The organism is Salipiger sp. HF18, assembly GCF_011806505.1.
GTDB lineage: Bacteria > Pseudomonadota > Alphaproteobacteria > Rhodobacterales > Rhodobacteraceae > Salipiger > Salipiger thiooxidans.
Genome location: NZ_JAATOS010000064.1, coordinates 1 through 15112, shown reverse-complemented (window position 1 = coordinate 15112; position 15112 = coordinate 1). Strand labels below are relative to the sequence as shown.

Here is a 15112-nt window from a genome sequence, read left to right as displayed (position 1 = left end):
CTGCGGCGACCGCCTCGCGGCGCTGCCCCGGACCAGTGTTGTGGAGGCCGGCTGATGTATGTTGCAGTGAAAGGCGGCGAGCGCGCGATCGACGCGGCGCACGAGTGGCTGGCCGAGGAGCGGCGCGGCGATACGTCGGTGCCCGAGCTGTCGCTCGCGCAGATCCGCGAGCAGATGAGCCTCGCGGTGAACCGGGTGATGGCCGAGGGCTCGCTCTACGATCCCGATCTCGCGGCGCTCGCGATCAAGCAGGCGCGCGGCGACCTGATCGAGGCGATCTTCCTGATCCGCGCCTATCGCACGACCCTGCCGCGCATCGGCCATTCGCGCGCCGTCGACACCGGCGCCATGCGCTGCGACCGCCGCATCAGCGCGACCTTCAAGGACGCGCCCGGTGGGCAGGTGCTGGGCCCGACCTTCGACTACACCCACCGTCTGCTCGATTTCAAACTGGCGGCCGAGGCCGGGACGCCGAGTGCGCGCGAGGCCGAGCCGCTGGCGCCCGAGGTGCCGCGGATCACGGAATTCCTGAACAAGGACGGGCTGATACAGCACGAAGTTCGAAGCGAGGACACGCCGCCCGACATGACCCGCCAGCCGATGGAATACCCCGCCAACCGCGCCCTGCGGCTGCAGGCGCTGACCCGCGGCGACGAGGGCTTCGTGCTTGGCATGGCCTATTCCACCCAGCGCGGCTACGGGCGCAACCACCCCTTCGTGGGCGAGCTGCGCATCGGGGCGGTCGAGGTCGAGATGGAGATCCCCGAGCTGGGCTTCGACATCTGCATCGGCGAGGTGGTCCTGACCGAATGCGAGACGGTGAACCAGTTCGCCGGCTCCAAGACTGAACCGCCCCAGTTCACACGGGGCTACGGGCTGGTCTTCGGCCAGACCGAGCGCAAGGCCATCGCCATGGCGCTGGTCGACCGGGCGCTGCGCTGGGAAGAGCTTGGCGAGGAGAACGTCGGTGCCCCGGCGCAGGACGAGGAATTCGTGCTGGCGCATTCGGACAACATCCAGGCGACGGGCTTCCTCGAGCACATAAAACTCCCGCATTACGTGGACTTCCAGTCGGAACTTGAACTGGTGCGCAAGATGCGGAAAGGCGCCCTGGGCGCGATGAAGGAGGCTGCGGAATGACCGCGATGCAGCACGATCCGGCCTATAACTTTGCCTATCTCGACGAGCAGACCAAGCGGATGATCCGCCGCGCGCTGCTCAAGGCGCTGGCGATCCCGGGCTACCAGGTGCCGTTTGCCTCGCGCGAGATGCCGATGCCTTATGGCTGGGGCACCGGCGGCGTGCAGGTGACCGCCGCCTGCCTCACCCCGGAGGACCGGCTCAAGGTCATCGACCAGGGCGCGGACGACACCACCAACGCGGTCTCGATCCGCAAGTTCTTCGAGCGCACGGCAGGGGTGGAGACGACCGAGCACACCACGGAGTCGACGATCATCCAGACCCGCCACCGCATCCCCGAGGCGCCGCTGACCGAGGGCCAGATCCTCGTCTACCAGGTGCCGATCCCGGAGCCGCTGCGGTTTCTCGAGCCACGTGAGACCGAGACCCGCAAGATGCACGCGCTCGAGGAATACGGGCTCATGTACGTGAAGCTCTACGAGGACATCGCCCACAACGGTGCGATCTCGACCGCCTACGCCTACCCGGTGAAGGTCGAGGGGCGCTACGTGATGGATCCCTCGCCGATCCCCAAGTTCGATAACCCGCGGCTCGATAGCGCCGCGATCCAGCTCTTCGGGGCCGGGCGCGAGCAGCGCATCTACGCGGTGCCGCCCTATACGCAGGTGGTATGCCTCGATTTCGAGGACCACCCGTTCGAGGCCAGCAAGGCGGATCACGACTGCGATCTCTGCGGCTGCGGCGCCAGCTATCTCGACGAGGTGATCGTCGACGACGCGGGCGGACGGATGTTCGTCTGTTCGGACACGGATTTCTGCGCCGGTCGGCGGGCCGAGGGGCATCGCGGACGGCTCTCGGGGGAGGACGCGGCATGACGCCCTTGTTGCAGGTGACGGGTCTCACCAAGCACTACGGAACGCGGCTTGGCTGCGGCGATGTGAGCTTCGATCTTTGGCCGGGCGAGGTCATGGGTATCGTGGGCGAGAGCGGCTCGGGCAAGTCGACGCTGCTGAACTGCCTCGCGGGGCACCAGGCGCCGGACGCGGGACAGGTGATCTTCGACACCCGCAGCGACGGGCCGGTGGACACGGTCACCATGTCCGAGCCGGCGCGGCGGATGCGCACCGACTGGGCCTTCGTGCACCAGAACGCGCGCGACGGGCTGCGCATGGGGGTGAGCGCGGGCGCCAACGTGGGCGAGCGGCTGATGGCCGTGGGCGCGCGTCACTACGGCGACATCCGGGCGCAGGCGGTGGACTGGCTGGGCCGGGTGGAGATCGCAGAGGACCGGGTCGACGACCGCCCGCGGGCCTTTTCGGGTGGCATGCAGCAGCGGCTGCAGATCGCGCGCAACCTCGTGACCGGGCCGCGGCTGGTGTTCATGGACGAGCCCACCGGCGGGCTCGATGTGAGCGTGCAGGCGCGGCTGCTGGACCTGCTGCGCGGGCTGGTACGCGAGATGGGGCTGTCGGCCATCATCGTCACCCACGACCTTGCGGTGGTGCGGTAGCTGGCGGACCGGCTGATGGTGATGAAATCGGGCCACGTGGTGGAGACCGGCCTCACCGACCAGGTGCTGGACGATCCGCAGCATGGCTACACGCAGCTGCTCGTCTCGAGCGTTCTGCAGGTTTGACGGGCGGGACCGCGGGGGGCTGTCTGCCCCCCGCACCCCCCGAGAGTTTAGGGGCAAGATGAAGATGATAGAGCTGGCCGATGTCTCGAAGAGTTTCGTGCTGCACAACCAGGGCAGCGCGGTGATCCCGGTGATGGCCGGGGCGGCGCTGAGCGTGCGGCCCGGGGAATGCGTGGCGCTGGTGGGCAACTCCGGCGCCGGCAAGTCGACGCTGATGCGGATGATCTACGGCAACTACCTCTGCAACGCCGGGCGCATCGTCGTGGGCGGGCTCGACGTGGCGCGGGCCGAGCCGCGCGAGATCCTGCGGATGCGGCGCGAGGTGCTGGGCTACGTGAGCCAGTTCCTGCGCGTGGTGCCGCGGGTGCCGACGCTCGACGTGGTGGCCGAGCCGGTGCTGGCGGCAGGCGGCGCGCATGAGGTGGCGGAGGCGCGGGCGCGGGGCTTGCTGGCCCGGCTCAACGTGCCCGAGCGGCTGTGGTCGCTGTCGCCCACCACCTTCTCGGGGGGCGAGCAGCAGCGGGTGAACATCGCGCGGGGCTTTGCGCATGCGTTTCCGGCGATGCTGCTCGACGAGCCGACGGCCTCGCTTGACGCCACCAACCGGGCGGTGGTGCTGGAGCTCATTTCCGAGGCCAAGGCGCGCGGCGCGGCGATCGTGGGCATCTTCCACGACGCGGCGGCGCGCGAGGCGGTCTGCGACCGAGAGATCGACGTGAGCGCCTTTGCGCCCGGGCTCGCCGCATGACCGGCGGTCTCTTCGCCGTGGTCGGTCCCTCGGGCGCCGGCAAGGACACGCTGATGGAGGCGGTGGCGGCGCAGCGCCCGGAGGTGCGGCTGGTGCGCCGGGTCATCACCCGGCCGTCGAGTGCCGGTGGCGAGGCCTTCGAGGGCGTCACCGAGGAGGACTTCGCCGCACGGGTAGCGGCGGGAGGCTTTGCGCTGCACTGGCGCGCGCATGGGCTGGGCTACGGCGTGCCGGTCTCGGTCGAGAGCGATCTCGCGGCGGGGCGGCTGATGCTCTGCAACCTGTCGCGGGCGGTGCTGCCCGATGCCGCCGAGCGCTTCCCCGGGATGCGGGTGCTGCACGTCACCGCGCGGCCCGAGGTGCTGGCCGGGCGGTTGGCGGCGCGTGGCCGCGAGAGCGCAGGCGACATCGCGGCGCGGCTGACCCGTGCGGGCTATCCGCTGCCGGGTGGGCTCCGGGTCACCGAGATCGACAATTCCGGCGCGCTCGAGGAGGCCGTGGCGCAGATGCTGGCGGCGCTTCAGCCGGCGAGGGCGTAGCGGTGCAGCAGGTGGAAGCGACCGGCATCGTCCTCGCCGAAGAGGCAGAGCTCGGCCACGCGGAAGGGCGTGGGCAGGAGCGGCGCGAGCACCGGTTCGAGCGCCTGCGCTACCGACTCCAGCTCGTTGGGCGCGAGGCGGCCGCTGAGGGTCAGGTGGAAGCGGAACGCATCCATCACGTAAGGATAGCCCCAGCGCAGCAGGTTCTCTTCCTGCGCGGGGCTCAGGCGCGCCTTGCGGCGGCGTTCGAGTTCGGCCTCGGAGGCGGGGGCGCGATGGGCGTCGAGCCCGCGCACCACCTCGGCTGCGAGCCGGGACAGGGGCGCGGTGTCGCCCTGCGGGGTCAGCGCGAGGAAGCTCCCGAGGCGCGAGAGCGCGAGGCCGGGCATCTCGGCGGGCGCCAGCCGGGCCGCCAGCGCCGCGAGGTCGCTCTCGAGCGCGGCGCGGCTGCCGGTCAGGCGGAAGGGCGGCTTCAGCGTGCCGTGAAAGCCGTACTTGCGCGGCGTCGTGGTGATCTCGGCGACGGGTCGCGGCAGCCCCGGGACTTCGGGGTGCGGGCAGGCCGTGCCGGTCGCGGCGTCCCAGCCGAGCCAGGCCGCGGTGAAATCGGCCAGCGCCCCCGGCTCGGGGGCGTAGTAGATCGCGAAACGGGTAAACTCTTGCATGTCGGCAGCCATAGGCCGGTCATGTCACGGAACGATGACACAGGAAAGGGCAGAGCATGGGCGAGATGAGCGTGGGCCACATCCAGGCCACGGGCGAGACGGTGCTGGCGAATGCGCGGGTCGTGCTGCGCGACGAGGTGGTGCGGGGCAGCGTGCGGGTGCGCGAGGGGCGGATCATGGCGGTCGACGCGGGCGCGGGCGTGCCGCCGGGGGCGCTGGATCTCGGGGGCGATCTGCTGATCCCCGGGCTGATAGAGCTGCACACCGACAATCTCGAGCGTCACATCCAGCCGCGGCCCAAGGTCGACTGGCCGCACGCGGCGGCGATCCAGGCGCATGACGGCGAGCTGGCCTCGGTCGGCATCACCACGGTGTTCGACGCCATGCGGGTGGGCTCGGTGATCTCGGGCGGGCGCACGGATTACCGCAAGTACGCGCGGCCGCTGGCGAGCGAGCTGATGCAGGCGCGCTCGAAGGGGATGCTGCGGATCAGCCACTTCCTGCACCTGCGGGCCGAGGTCTGTTCCGAGACGCTGCTCGACGAGCTCGGGGAGTTCGGCGCCGAAGACCGGGTGGGGATCCTCTCGATCATGGACCACACGCCGGGGCAGCGGCAGTTCCGCGACCTCGCGAAACTCAAGGACTACGTCTGCGGCAAGCACGGCATGAACGAGGCGGAGTTCGCCGACCACGTCGCCGGGCTGACGGCGATCCACGCGCGGCTGGGCGAGGCGCACGAGGCCGGCGCCGTGGCCGCGGCGCAGCGGCTGGGCGCGGTTCTGGCGAGCCACGACGACACGGTGCGCGAGCACGTGGTGGTGAGCGCCGGGCACGGCGTGCGGCTGGCAGAGTTCCCGACCACGGTCGAGGCCGCGCAGGCCTGCCATGACCACGGCATCGCGGTGATGATGGGGGCGCCGAACCTGATCCGGGGCGGCTCGCACTCGGGCAACGTGGCGGCGGCGGAGCTGGCCGAGAAGGGGCTTCTGGACATCCTGTCGTCGGATTACGTGCCCTCGGCGCTGATCACCTCGGCCTTCCTGCTGGCGGATCTCTGGGACGACCTGCCGCGCGCGGTAGCGACGGTGACGGCGACCCCGGCGCGGGCCACGGGGCTCGAGGATCGGGGCGTGATCGCCGAAGGGCTGCTCGCCGACATGGTGCGCGTCGCGCATATCGACGGCGTGCCGGTGATCCGCGGCGTCTGGAGCCACGGCCGGCAGGTGGGCTGACGCAGGGCGGGGAGGGACCGCCAGGCCGGCCTTCTTCGAAGTTGCCTGACCGTGTCGAACGGCAAGCTGGTCCCACGGGTGGCGTTTTCTTGAAGCCCCCCCCCGCGGTCGTCCCTGCCCGGACCAAGTCGCGCGGTGGTGCCGCGACCAGCGGGACCGCAGACAGGAATTGCGGCTTCAGGCAATCCCGGCGGGGCTCCGGTCCGGCGGCGGTCCTTTCGGCGCGGCCGTTCGGCCCCAAGGCGGCTTGGGGCCGAACGCTCGTCACCAGGAACGGCGCGGCGCGGGGGCATGCACGGAGGCATAGCGACCGCCAGGTCCTCACGGAGCTGTGACCGATGCTTTGAAACAAGGGACGCTGCGCCTTCGTGGCTACGTGCAGATCCGGCCAAGAGGAGGTCGGACGGCATGAACACGGAGGAAATCATGATCCATCTCAAGAGCACGCTTCTCGCCACCGCAATCGTTGCAATCTCGGCCCCGGCCTTCGCGGCCGACAACCCGATGGTCGGGGGCGCCGCGATGTATCCCGACAAGACCATCGTGGAGAACGCCGTGAACTCGGCGGACCACGAAACCCTTGTGGCGGCGGTGAAGCAGGCCGGACTTGTTGACACCCTGAACGGCGAAGGCCCCTTCACCGTCTTCGCTCCGACCGACGCGGCCTTCGACATGATCTCGGACGAGAGCCTGAGCCAGCTGATGATGGACGAGAACAAGGCGCAGCTCGCCAAGATCCTCACCTGCCACGTGGTCGCGACGAGCGCGATGTCCGATGCCATCGCCGGGATGATTGCCGATGACGGCGGGATGCACCCTGTCCCGACCGTGGGCGGCTGCACCTTGCAGGCCAAGATGGACGGCGACGAGATCACCCTGACGGACGAGCAGGGGCGCACGGCCACTGTCACGATTGCGGACGTCAAGCAATCGAACGGGGTCATTCACGTCATCGACCGGGTGCTGTTGCCTGCGATGTAATTCCAGCGACGCCCGGCTCGCGACATCGCCGGGCGACGCTGCGCATGTCTGCAAGCTGCCCTCGTCGTCCCCTTGTTACAGGGCTCTCGCGCAGACGTGCGCTGTCCCCGGCTGGACGAAACCCGGCCGGGGGCGCAACATTTCCGTAAGAGAAGGGAGGGGAACCATGACCCGCAGAGGATTTCTTGCCAACACGGCCGCCGCGCTTGGCCTTGGAACCGATGCCGCGCTTGCCGCGGAGCGTTTCGAGATCTCTCGCAGCGACTCAGAGTGGCGCGCGATGCTGAGCGATCTGGAATACAAGGTGATGCGCGAGGAGGGCACCGAGCGCGCCTTCACCTCGCCGCTCAACGACGAGAAGCGCGCGGGCACCTTCCTGTGCAAGGGGTGTGATCTGCCTCTCTATCCCTCGAAGACCAAGTTCGACAGCGGCACCGGCTGGCCGTCGTTCTGGCAGGCGCTGCCCGATGCGGTCGAGACCAAGGCCGACCGGTCGTTCTTCATGACCCGGACCGAGTGCCACTGCCGCCGCTGCGGCTCGCACCTCGGGCACATCTTCGACGACGGGCCGCAGCCCACCGGCAAGCGCCACTGCATCAACGGGGTTTCGCTGACATTTCGCCCGGCCTGATCCGGCCCTGATCCGGCATCGGTCCCGTGACACCGCGTGACATGCGCAGGGCGCAAATCCCGACGAAACGGACATCCGCGACAGTCTAACGCATTCGGGGGGAGGGGTCGGCCTGTGCGCCCAGGGGATTGGCGCACAGGCCTCGTCGGTCCGTGAGTGCCCGGTGCAGGGTGGTCCGGGAACACCCAGGCTAGCACAACCTGAACGAGTGTGTCTATCACCTTTGGCGCGCTTATGAAAATTAGCTCTCAATCAGAGCGAGAGGCCCGGAAGCGGCCCGCGGAAAAGGCATTTCCACAGCATCGCGCGAGCCTTTGGCGAAGATTTGCGCATGCGGCAGTCGAGGAGTTTTCACCCGACAACCGGAAAGGGATTCGCCTGTGCGTTGAGTTGTCCTCCCGCCGGTCCATCTGACCAGGACACGGGACGCTGGCCGCGCGGCCGCGGCCCCTCAGGGCCCGGCGGGGCGGAATGCGGCGCACGACGGGGCGCACCGCATGTAAGTTCTACTTGAAGTTCCGGCTGTCCTTGATCTGGTCCCAAGCCCAGACCACCTCTTGAAGCTGCTCTTCCTGGCTGCGGTCGCCGCCGTTCATGTCCGGGTGCAGCACCTTGATCAGCGCCTTGTAGGCCTTGCGCACGTCGGCCTTGGTCTCGGCCCGCTCCATGTCGAGGATCTCGAGCGCGCGCTTCTCGGTCGGCGGCAGCTTGCGCCCGCCGCCCGGGGCGCTGCGCCCGGGGTTGCGGGTGGCGTTGTCGCCAAGCACCTGATGCGGGTCCTCGATGCCGAGACGCGCCCATGCACGGGCCTCGGGGTCACGGTAATCCTTGGTCTTGCGCTCCCACACCTTGTCGGCGCTCTGCTGGGCGTTCATCTCGGCTTCGGTCTTGCCGTCGAAGAAGCTCCATTTCGCATTGTATTCGCGCACGTGTTCCTTGCAGAACCACAGGAATTCATCCAGCACGTCCGGTGCCTTGGGGGCGCGGAACTTGCCGGGCTCGTTGCAGCCTTCGTGCTCGCACACGCGGGTGGAGGTCTCCTGTTCGCCCGTCATGCCGCGTCTGCCGCGTGGATTCTTCTTCTTCGACGACTTGACGGACATGTCGAAACCGAAGGGATCAGGTCTGCTCATGGTCTCACCTTTTCGACTCGGACGAGGGAGTTTAGACAATCCTCAGGTAACTGGAAGAGGTCAGGAGGCGAAATTTGTCACGGTCGGCGGAAATCGAGACACGGTTGCGCGAGGCTTTCTCGCCATCGGAATTGCAAGTGCGAAACGACAGCGATCGCCATGCGGGGCACGCGGGTCACGACGGTGGGGGCGAGAGCCATTTCCACGTCAAGATGCGTGCGCCCGCGATGGAGGGGCTCAGCCGCGTGGCGCGGCACCGGGCCGTGCACAAGGCGCTCGGCGCGGATCTGACCGGCGCTATTCACGCGCTGTCGCTGGATCTCGACGCCTGAAATGACGCCCGGCCGCCGGTCCGGGCGTTTTCCGTGACCTCTGACCTCTGCGGTGCGTCAGCTGGTGGTGGCGCGCTCGGGCTGACGGTCGTCGTCCTCGGGGCGCCCGGTCTCGGTCTCTGCTTCCGTCTCGGCGACGGGCTCCGGACGGGGCGCCTCTTCTGGGGCCTCGGGTTCGGCCTCCTCGGGCGCGTTCGTGCGCGCAAGGTCTGCCGCCGAGGTCAGGCGACGGCGCTCGAGGCCGCTGTCGTCCAGCGCCGTCTCTGCCGAGGGACGCGGCCGGCGGAACACCAGAAGGTTGCGCCAGACGGTCTGGCTCGAGGTCAGGCCGCTGCGTTCCTCGCTCGGCAGGGTCTCGGCCCGCTGGTATTCCCAGCCCTCCGCCGCCATGTCGTTCATCAGCCGTTCGATTGCGTAGGCGAAGCGGGTTTCAGCGTTCTTGAGGCCCTTCGACTTCTCGCCCTTCGCAGGGGCGGGGAGGACCTTGTATTCATAGTTCTGCATCGGAGACCTTCTTGCTGGCGCGAGCGCACCCTATCAGCGCGCCCTGGCTGCGTCACCCCGCGGCATGCGGCACGGCTTGGCGATATGGGGGGGATGCGGCCTGAAGGCAAGGGGCGACAAGGGGGAAACGAGAGCGTGGCCAGGAGCGGGCCAGGGGGTGTCGGAGGACGGCTCACGGCACCGTCCCCCGACGTCAAAATGGCTTTGCAGCTTTACGCGTTACAATCCAATCTGATCCACCTCCGATCAATACTGGAGGCGGAGCCGAGCGTCTCACGGACCCGGTAATAATTTGGTAACATTTACCCGACGTCAGAAGGAGTCATGGATTCCTTACCTTCGGTAAACAGAACGTGTCGCCCGCGCATCAAGTGCTTGCCGATTCGAGAAATTTCTTCGCGGCGCGGGCGATCACCAGCTCTTCGTTGGTGGGCACGGCCATGATGCGGGCACGGCTCATGTCGGTCGAGATCACGGTGTCATTGCGGCCGTTGCGCTCGCGGTCGAGCTCGAGCCCGATCCAGCCCATGCCCTCGCAGACGCGCTCACGGATCAGGCGCGAGTTCTCCCCGATGCCGCCGCAGAAGACCAGCGCGTCAAGCCCGCCGAGCGCCGCCGCCAGACCGCCCAGTTCGCGTCGGATGCGGAAGACGAAATAGTCGATGGCCTCGTTGGCCTCGACGGTGCCCGCGGCCTCGAGCGCGCGCATGTCATTGCTGAGCCCCGAGAGCCCGAGCAGGCCCGAGCGCGAGTAGAAGAGCTCGCGCACCTCGTCGATGCTCTTTCCCTCCTGCTGGACCATGTAGAAGATCACGCCCGGGTCGATCTGTCCGGTGCGGGTGCCCATGGGCAGCCCGTCGAGCGCGGTGAAGCCCATGGTCGAGGCCACCGAGCGCCCGCCGATCATGCCGCACATCGAGGCGCCGTTGCCGAGGTGGGCGACGATCACCCGGCCGTCGTGGATCAGCGGCGCGATGCGCTTCAGTTCGCCCGAGATGTAGTCGTAGCTGAGCCCGTGGAAGCCGTAGCGGCGCACGCCCTTGTCGTAATACTCGCGGGGCAGGGCGAAGACGTCGTTCACCTTGGGATGGGTGCGGTGGAAGGCGGTGTCGAAACAGGCCACCTGCAGCGCGTCGGGAAAGGCCTCCATCGCGGCCGCGATCCCCGCGAGATTGTGCGGCTGGTGGATCGGCGCGAAGGGCGACAGCCGCTGCAGCTCGGCCATGACCTCGGGGGTGAGCACCATCGGCCGGTCGTAGCTCGGGCCGCCGTGCACGACCCGGTGCCCGACGGCGCTGGCCCTGGCGTCGGGGAAATGCGCCCGCAGTACCGAGAGCGCCGTCGCCAGCGCCGAGCGGTGGTCGGCGGCCTCGGCCGGGGTCAGGTCGCGGGCGAGCGGCGACATGCCGGGCCCGAAGCTTGCCTTCAGGCGCGGCGTCTTGCCGATCGACTCGATGAGCCCCACCGCCATTTCGACAGGCGTGCTCTCGATGGCGAAGAGGCCGAACTTCAGCGAGGAGGATCCGGCATTGAGGGTCAGGGCGACGGGGGTCTTGGTCATGGGAAGGCTCTTGCTTTGGTGTCGCTTGCGGCGGGCTCAGGCGGTGATGGAATAGCCGCCGTCGATGTCGTGAACGCCGCCGGTGAGGTTGCGCGCCTCGTCCGAGGCGAGGAAGGCGGCCATGGCGCCCACGTCCTCGATCGAGGCCAGCACGTGCATGGGCGCGCGCCCGGCGGCGGCGTTCAGCATCTCGTCGAAATGGCTGATACCGCTGGCGGCGCGGGTCTTGAGAGGCCCGGGCGACAGCGCGTGCACCGAGATGCCCTTGTCGCCGAGCTCGGCCGCGGCATAGCGCACGGCGCTTTCCAGCGCGGCCTTCACCGGGCCCATCATGTTGTAGTCGCGGACCACCCGGACCGAGCCGAAGAACGACACGGTGAGGCAGGTGCCGCCCTCGTGCATCAGCGGCTCGGCGAGGCGGATCATGCGGAGGAAGGAATGCACCGAGACGTCCATCGCCATCTTGAAGCCCTCGGCCGAGCAGTCGATCACCCGGCCATGCAGGTCGTCGCGCGGCGCGAAGGCGATGGAATGCAGCAGCGTGTCGAGCCGGCCCCAGCGGCTGCCGATCTCGTCGAACACCGCCTCGAGCGCGCCCTCGCGGCCGACGTCGAGCGGCAGCACGATCTCGGCGCCGAGCTCCTCGGCGAGCGGGCGGACATGGGGTTCGGCCTTCTCGTTGAGATAGGTGACCGCGATCTCGGCCCCCTGCGCCCGCAGCGCCTTGGCGCAGCCCCAGGCGATCGAATGCTCGTTCGCGATGCCGACGACGAGCGCCTTGCGGCCTTCCAGTGAGAACATCTCAAACCTCCGCTGATTCGTGATCCGGTGCGACCGGTTCCAGCTTGGTCACTAGGTCATTCCTGTGAAGTTTCTGCATTGCGGCATATCAGCCCGGCGCGCGGGGTGACCGGCTTTTCATCGCCTAGGGTGCAGGATCGGGCAGGGCCGCGAGCGGCAGGGATGGGTTCCATCCCGTTGCAGGCAGAGGTAAATGGGGCTGCACGCCTTCCGGATCGGCGCGCAGCCCCCGGGGCAGACACGGGGAAACATGGATACCAGTTACGATGATCAAGGATCATCCGCCCCAGTGTCCCTCTAGTGAAGATTCTGGGCGAAATTGTTCAAAATCCGACATTCTAAAACGAATTGTGACACGGCGGAAAGAGATGAAGGACGAAACGAGACCCGAGCGGATCTGGCGCATCGCCGAGAGCGGCTGGCTTGCGACACGCACGCCGGAATTCCGGCAGGCCCTGCGCGAGGAAGTCCACGTGCAGCGCTTCGAAGAGGGGGAATACACCCACCACATCGGCGACGGTCCGGGCGGCATCTACTGCGTGATCGAGGGCAGTTTCGGGGTCTATGCGTCGAGCGACGGGGCCGGGGTCATCCTCGGCCACATCTTCCGTCCGGGGGCGTGGTTCGGGCAGGGGCCGATGATCGCGGACATACCGCGCTACCTTGCCTTCAAGGCGATGGAGCCGTCGCGCATCCTGACCGTGTCGCTGCCGGCGATCGACCGGGTGATGCGCCGGGTGCCGGACGGACAGCGGCAGTTCCTGTCGCTGTCGGAGTACAACCAGCTGCTGATGACGCGGACGATTGCGGACCTGCTGATCCGCAAGGCCGACCTGCGGCTGGCCTCGGTGCTGCTGCGGTTGCTCGAGAGCGACACCGGCTCGGAGATCGACGGCCCGACGCCCTGCACCGTGACCCAGGCCGAACTGAGCGAGATGGCCAATGTCTCGCGCCATACGGCGAACGCGGTGCTCAAGCGCTTCGCGAACGAGGGATGGGTGCAGCTCGGTTACGGCTGCATCGGCCTGCGCGACGCCGAGGCACTGCGCAGTTTCGCGCTGGCAGGGCAGTAGCTGGGCGGCGGGGCCGGACGGCATGCGCTGCCGTGGGGAAGGCGATGGCATGCCTGCCGAGGGAGGCGACCCACCGCTTGCGGCCAGCAGGCTGCAGCCACGACCGGAGAGCCATGTGAAAGGGGGCGAGCCGCAAGGCCCGCCCCCTTCCTTCATCACCGGAGCAAGGGACGTCAGTGATTGTTGTAGGCGTGCTTCTCGTGCAGCGCGGCGATGACGATGGTCCCGAAGGTGATCGCCACGGAGAGCAGCAGGAACAGCATCATGATCGCGGGCTTGTCCGCGAAGGTGAAGTAGGCCTCGGCCCCTTCCCATGTTTCGATCGGAGAGGTGTTCATCCGTAAAGTCCTTTCTTACTCGGCCGCAGCCGCTGAGGCGCCGGCGGGGGTGGCGGTGTTCACCGGGCCGGGAATGAAGTTCTCGGGGTAGGCGGCAACCGGCACCTTGACGATGTCGAGGCCCTTTTCCTGGATGTGGTCGGGCACGCGGAGCAGGCCCAGCACCTTCAGAACGAAGGAAGCGACATAGCCCGGCACGAAGCCCAGCAACGCCATGGTCACCGCACCCACGATCTGGCCCCAGAGGGAGACCGGCGGCATGCCGTCCACGTTGGGGTAGCCGGCGGCGAAGATGCCGCAGGAGATCACGCCGATCAGGCCGCCGATGCCGTGCACCGGGAAAGCGCCCACGGCGTCGTCGATGCCCATCTTCTCGAGCCAGACGGCAACCATCGGGACCACGAAGCCGCCGAACGTGCCGAGCACGAAGGCCACCGGCGGGTAGTAGACGTCGAGGCCTGAGGCCGCGGCGAAGATGCCGATCAGCGCGCCGGACATCATCCAGAACGGATCGCGGGTCTTGACCCAGGCGCCGATGATGCCGCCGGCCATGCCCATCAGGGTGTTGAAGGCAAAGGCGGACAGCGTGGTCGGCTGGCCGTAGATGTTGATCCACTGCTCACCGGGCATGTAGATGATGCAGCCGCCGAGGAAGCCGAAGAAGCCCACGATGATCAGCATCAGGCCGGTGATGGTGAAGGGGATGTTGTGCGCGAGGATCGCGTTGGCGGAACCGTCGGCGTTGAACTTGCCGACCCGCGGGCCGAGGTTCAGCAGCACGCCGAGCGCGAAGAAGCCCGCGACCATGTGTACGACGCCGGCGGCGCCCACGTCATGGTAGCCGAACTTGACGGTGAGCCAGCCGGTCGGGTGCCAGCCCCATGCGCCGCCGAGGATCCAGACGACGGAGCCCAGCAGGATGGCGAGGATCAGGAAGCCCGCGGTCTGGATGCGCTCGATCACCGCGCCCGAGAAGATCGAGGCCGTGGTTGCGGCAAAGAGCGTGAAGGCGGCCCAGAAGATGCCCGTCGCGTTGTCCGCGAGGTTCGGGCCCATGGACATTTCCCACGGCCAGCCCGAGGCGTCCTCGGCCGGCAGGAAGCCGTTGTAGAACGACAGGTAGATGTACCAGCCGAAGAAGTAGAAGGTCGGCACCATGAAGGCGAAGGCGAGGATGTTCTTGATCCCCGAGGCCAGCACGTTCTTCACGCGGCTCGCGCCCATCTCGTAGGCCAGGAAGCCTGCGTGAATGGCGATCATCAGCGCGGTACACCACCAGTAAAAGATTTCAGAGTTGATCGTGCCTGACATCGCGGAGGCGCTCTCGAGAGCGGCCAGCCGTTCCGTCAGGGCGGCGAGTTCCTGTTCCATTGTCCTCTGTTCCCCATTGCGGATGTTATTGTTCAGGGCTTGAGATGCCCCTGCGCCTCAGCTTGATTAAGCCTGCGTTGCGGCAAACTGCGCCGGTTGGCGGAGGCCGGGCGATAATCGTTTTTGTCCCATGCAGGGCAAGTTCGCGCGGCGTCTGCCTTAAACCCGTGCGAAATGAAAACAGCGCTCGCTGATTGAGCAGGCGATTCCACCCGAGCGAATATATCTTTCCCCTCAGTAATGTCTCCCTACACACAGGACCCGAGTCGCTCGGGCTAAATTTTCCCGGGCAAAGAAAAAATTGCAGGGATGGACGTCATGGATATCGAAAGCTCCGTCGAGGAACCGGGCCGCGACGAGAAGATCAAAGCGGTGCGCGCGAAGATCGACGGCTCGGCATCGCATATCTCTACCGCTAATTCGTTTC

16 protein-coding genes and 1 pseudogene are annotated in these 15112 nt (G+C 67.7%); 10 read left to right on the top strand and 7 right to left on the bottom strand.

The features are described from left to right. The first annotated feature begins 54 nt into the window (after positions 1-54). From HC022_RS08655 to phnN, 5 genes and pseudogenes are all read left to right on the top strand, one after another. The gene (locus HC022_RS08655) at positions 55-1140 is read left to right on the top strand and encodes a carbon-phosphorus lyase complex subunit PhnI (RefSeq protein WP_167452147.1); all 1086 of its coding nucleotides are present in this window, start codon (positions 55-57) and stop codon (positions 1138-1140) included. Further along, a complete protein-coding gene (locus HC022_RS08650; RefSeq protein WP_167452146.1) occupies positions 1137-2015 on the top strand; it encodes an alpha-D-ribose 1-methylphosphonate 5-phosphate C-P-lyase PhnJ in 879 nt (292 codons plus the stop codon). The genes HC022_RS08655 and HC022_RS08650 overlap by 4 nt, the downstream gene beginning before the upstream one ends. Continuing rightward, positions 2012-2776 (top strand): annotated as a pseudogene (gene phnK, locus HC022_RS08645) (phosphonate C-P lyase system protein PhnK). The gene HC022_RS08650 and the pseudogene phnK overlap by 4 nt, the downstream one beginning before the upstream one ends. Positions 2777-2840: 64 nt before the next feature. Beyond that, complete coding sequence (gene phnL / locus HC022_RS08640) at positions 2841-3524, top strand: phosphonate C-P lyase system protein PhnL (protein WP_089957197.1); 684 nt, start codon at positions 2841-2843, stop codon at positions 3522-3524. Continuing rightward, a complete protein-coding gene (phnN, locus tag HC022_RS08635; RefSeq protein WP_167452145.1) occupies positions 3521-4063 on the top strand; it encodes a phosphonate metabolism protein/1,5-bisphosphokinase (PRPP-forming) PhnN in 543 nt (180 codons plus the stop codon). Before phnL ends, phnN begins: the two co-directional genes overlap by 4 nt. On the opposite strand, the gene HC022_RS08630 is transcribed toward phnN, so the two are convergent. Beyond that, positions 4045-4740, bottom strand: coding sequence for a DUF1045 domain-containing protein (locus HC022_RS08630; RefSeq protein WP_167452144.1), 696 nt, complete (start codon positions 4738-4740; stop codon positions 4045-4047). The genes phnN and HC022_RS08630 overlap by 19 nt on opposite strands. Before the next feature lie 44 nt (positions 4741-4784). Between HC022_RS08630 and HC022_RS08625 the strand changes: the two genes are divergently transcribed. The 3 genes from HC022_RS08625 (at position 4785) to msrB (ending at position 7572) form a co-directional block, all read left to right on the top strand. Then, complete coding sequence (locus HC022_RS08625; protein WP_167452143.1) at positions 4785-5960, top strand: alpha-D-ribose 1-methylphosphonate 5-triphosphate diphosphatase; 1176 nt, start codon at positions 4785-4787, stop codon at positions 5958-5960. Positions 5961-6386: 426 nt separating this feature from the next. Beyond that, a complete protein-coding gene (locus HC022_RS08620) occupies positions 6387-6941 on the top strand; it encodes a fasciclin domain-containing protein (RefSeq protein ID WP_167452142.1) in 555 nt (184 codons plus the stop codon). A gap of 166 nt (positions 6942-7107) precedes the next feature. Next, positions 7108-7572, top strand: coding sequence for a peptide-methionine (R)-S-oxide reductase MsrB (gene msrB / locus HC022_RS08615; RefSeq protein WP_167452141.1), 465 nt, complete (start codon positions 7108-7110; stop codon positions 7570-7572). 506 nt (positions 7573-8078) lie between these two features. On the opposite strand, the gene HC022_RS08610 is transcribed toward msrB, so the two are convergent. Continuing rightward, the gene (locus tag HC022_RS08610) at positions 8079-8705 is read right to left on the bottom strand and encodes a J domain-containing protein (protein ID WP_008884256.1); all 627 of its coding nucleotides are present in this window, start codon (positions 8703-8705) and stop codon (positions 8079-8081) included. Positions 8706-8779: 74 nt separating this feature from the next. Here HC022_RS08610 and HC022_RS08605 point away from each other — a divergent pair, with 74 nt between their 5' ends. Continuing rightward, on the top strand, positions 8780-9037 hold the full coding sequence (locus tag HC022_RS08605) for a BolA family transcriptional regulator (RefSeq protein ID WP_008883641.1): 258 nt from the start codon (positions 8780-8782) through the stop codon (positions 9035-9037). A 57-nt stretch (positions 9038-9094) separates the two neighbouring features. On the opposite strand, the gene HC022_RS08600 is transcribed toward HC022_RS08605, so the two are convergent. From HC022_RS08600 to fabI, 3 genes are all read right to left on the bottom strand, one after another. Continuing rightward, a complete protein-coding gene (locus HC022_RS08600) occupies positions 9095-9541 on the bottom strand; it encodes a DUF4177 domain-containing protein (RefSeq protein WP_167452140.1) in 447 nt (148 codons plus the stop codon). A 367-nt stretch (positions 9542-9908) separates the two neighbouring features. After that, entirely contained in the window at positions 9909-11102 is a 1194-nt protein-coding gene (locus HC022_RS08595; protein ID WP_167452139.1) for an acetate/propionate family kinase, read from the bottom strand. A 36-nt stretch (positions 11103-11138) separates the two neighbouring features. Continuing rightward, the gene (fabI, locus tag HC022_RS08590; protein WP_089957215.1) at positions 11139-11903 is read right to left on the bottom strand and encodes an enoyl-ACP reductase FabI; all 765 of its coding nucleotides are present in this window, start codon (positions 11901-11903) and stop codon (positions 11139-11141) included. A gap of 368 nt (positions 11904-12271) precedes the next feature. Here fabI and HC022_RS08585 point away from each other — a divergent pair, with 368 nt between their 5' ends. Further along, positions 12272-12976, top strand: a complete 705-nt coding sequence (locus tag HC022_RS08585; protein ID WP_167452138.1) for a Crp/Fnr family transcriptional regulator — start codon at positions 12272-12274, stop codon at positions 12974-12976. A 173-nt stretch (positions 12977-13149) separates the two neighbouring features. Here the strand turns inward: HC022_RS08585 and HC022_RS08580 are convergent, their stop codons facing one another. Continuing rightward, entirely contained in the window at positions 13150-13314 is a 165-nt protein-coding gene (locus HC022_RS08580) for a hypothetical protein (protein WP_008885732.1), read from the bottom strand. Between the two features lie 15 nt (positions 13315-13329). Then, positions 13330-14685, bottom strand: coding sequence for an ammonium transporter (locus tag HC022_RS08575; protein WP_167452137.1), 1356 nt, complete (start codon positions 14683-14685; stop codon positions 13330-13332). Positions 14686-15112 lie beyond the last annotated feature (427 nt).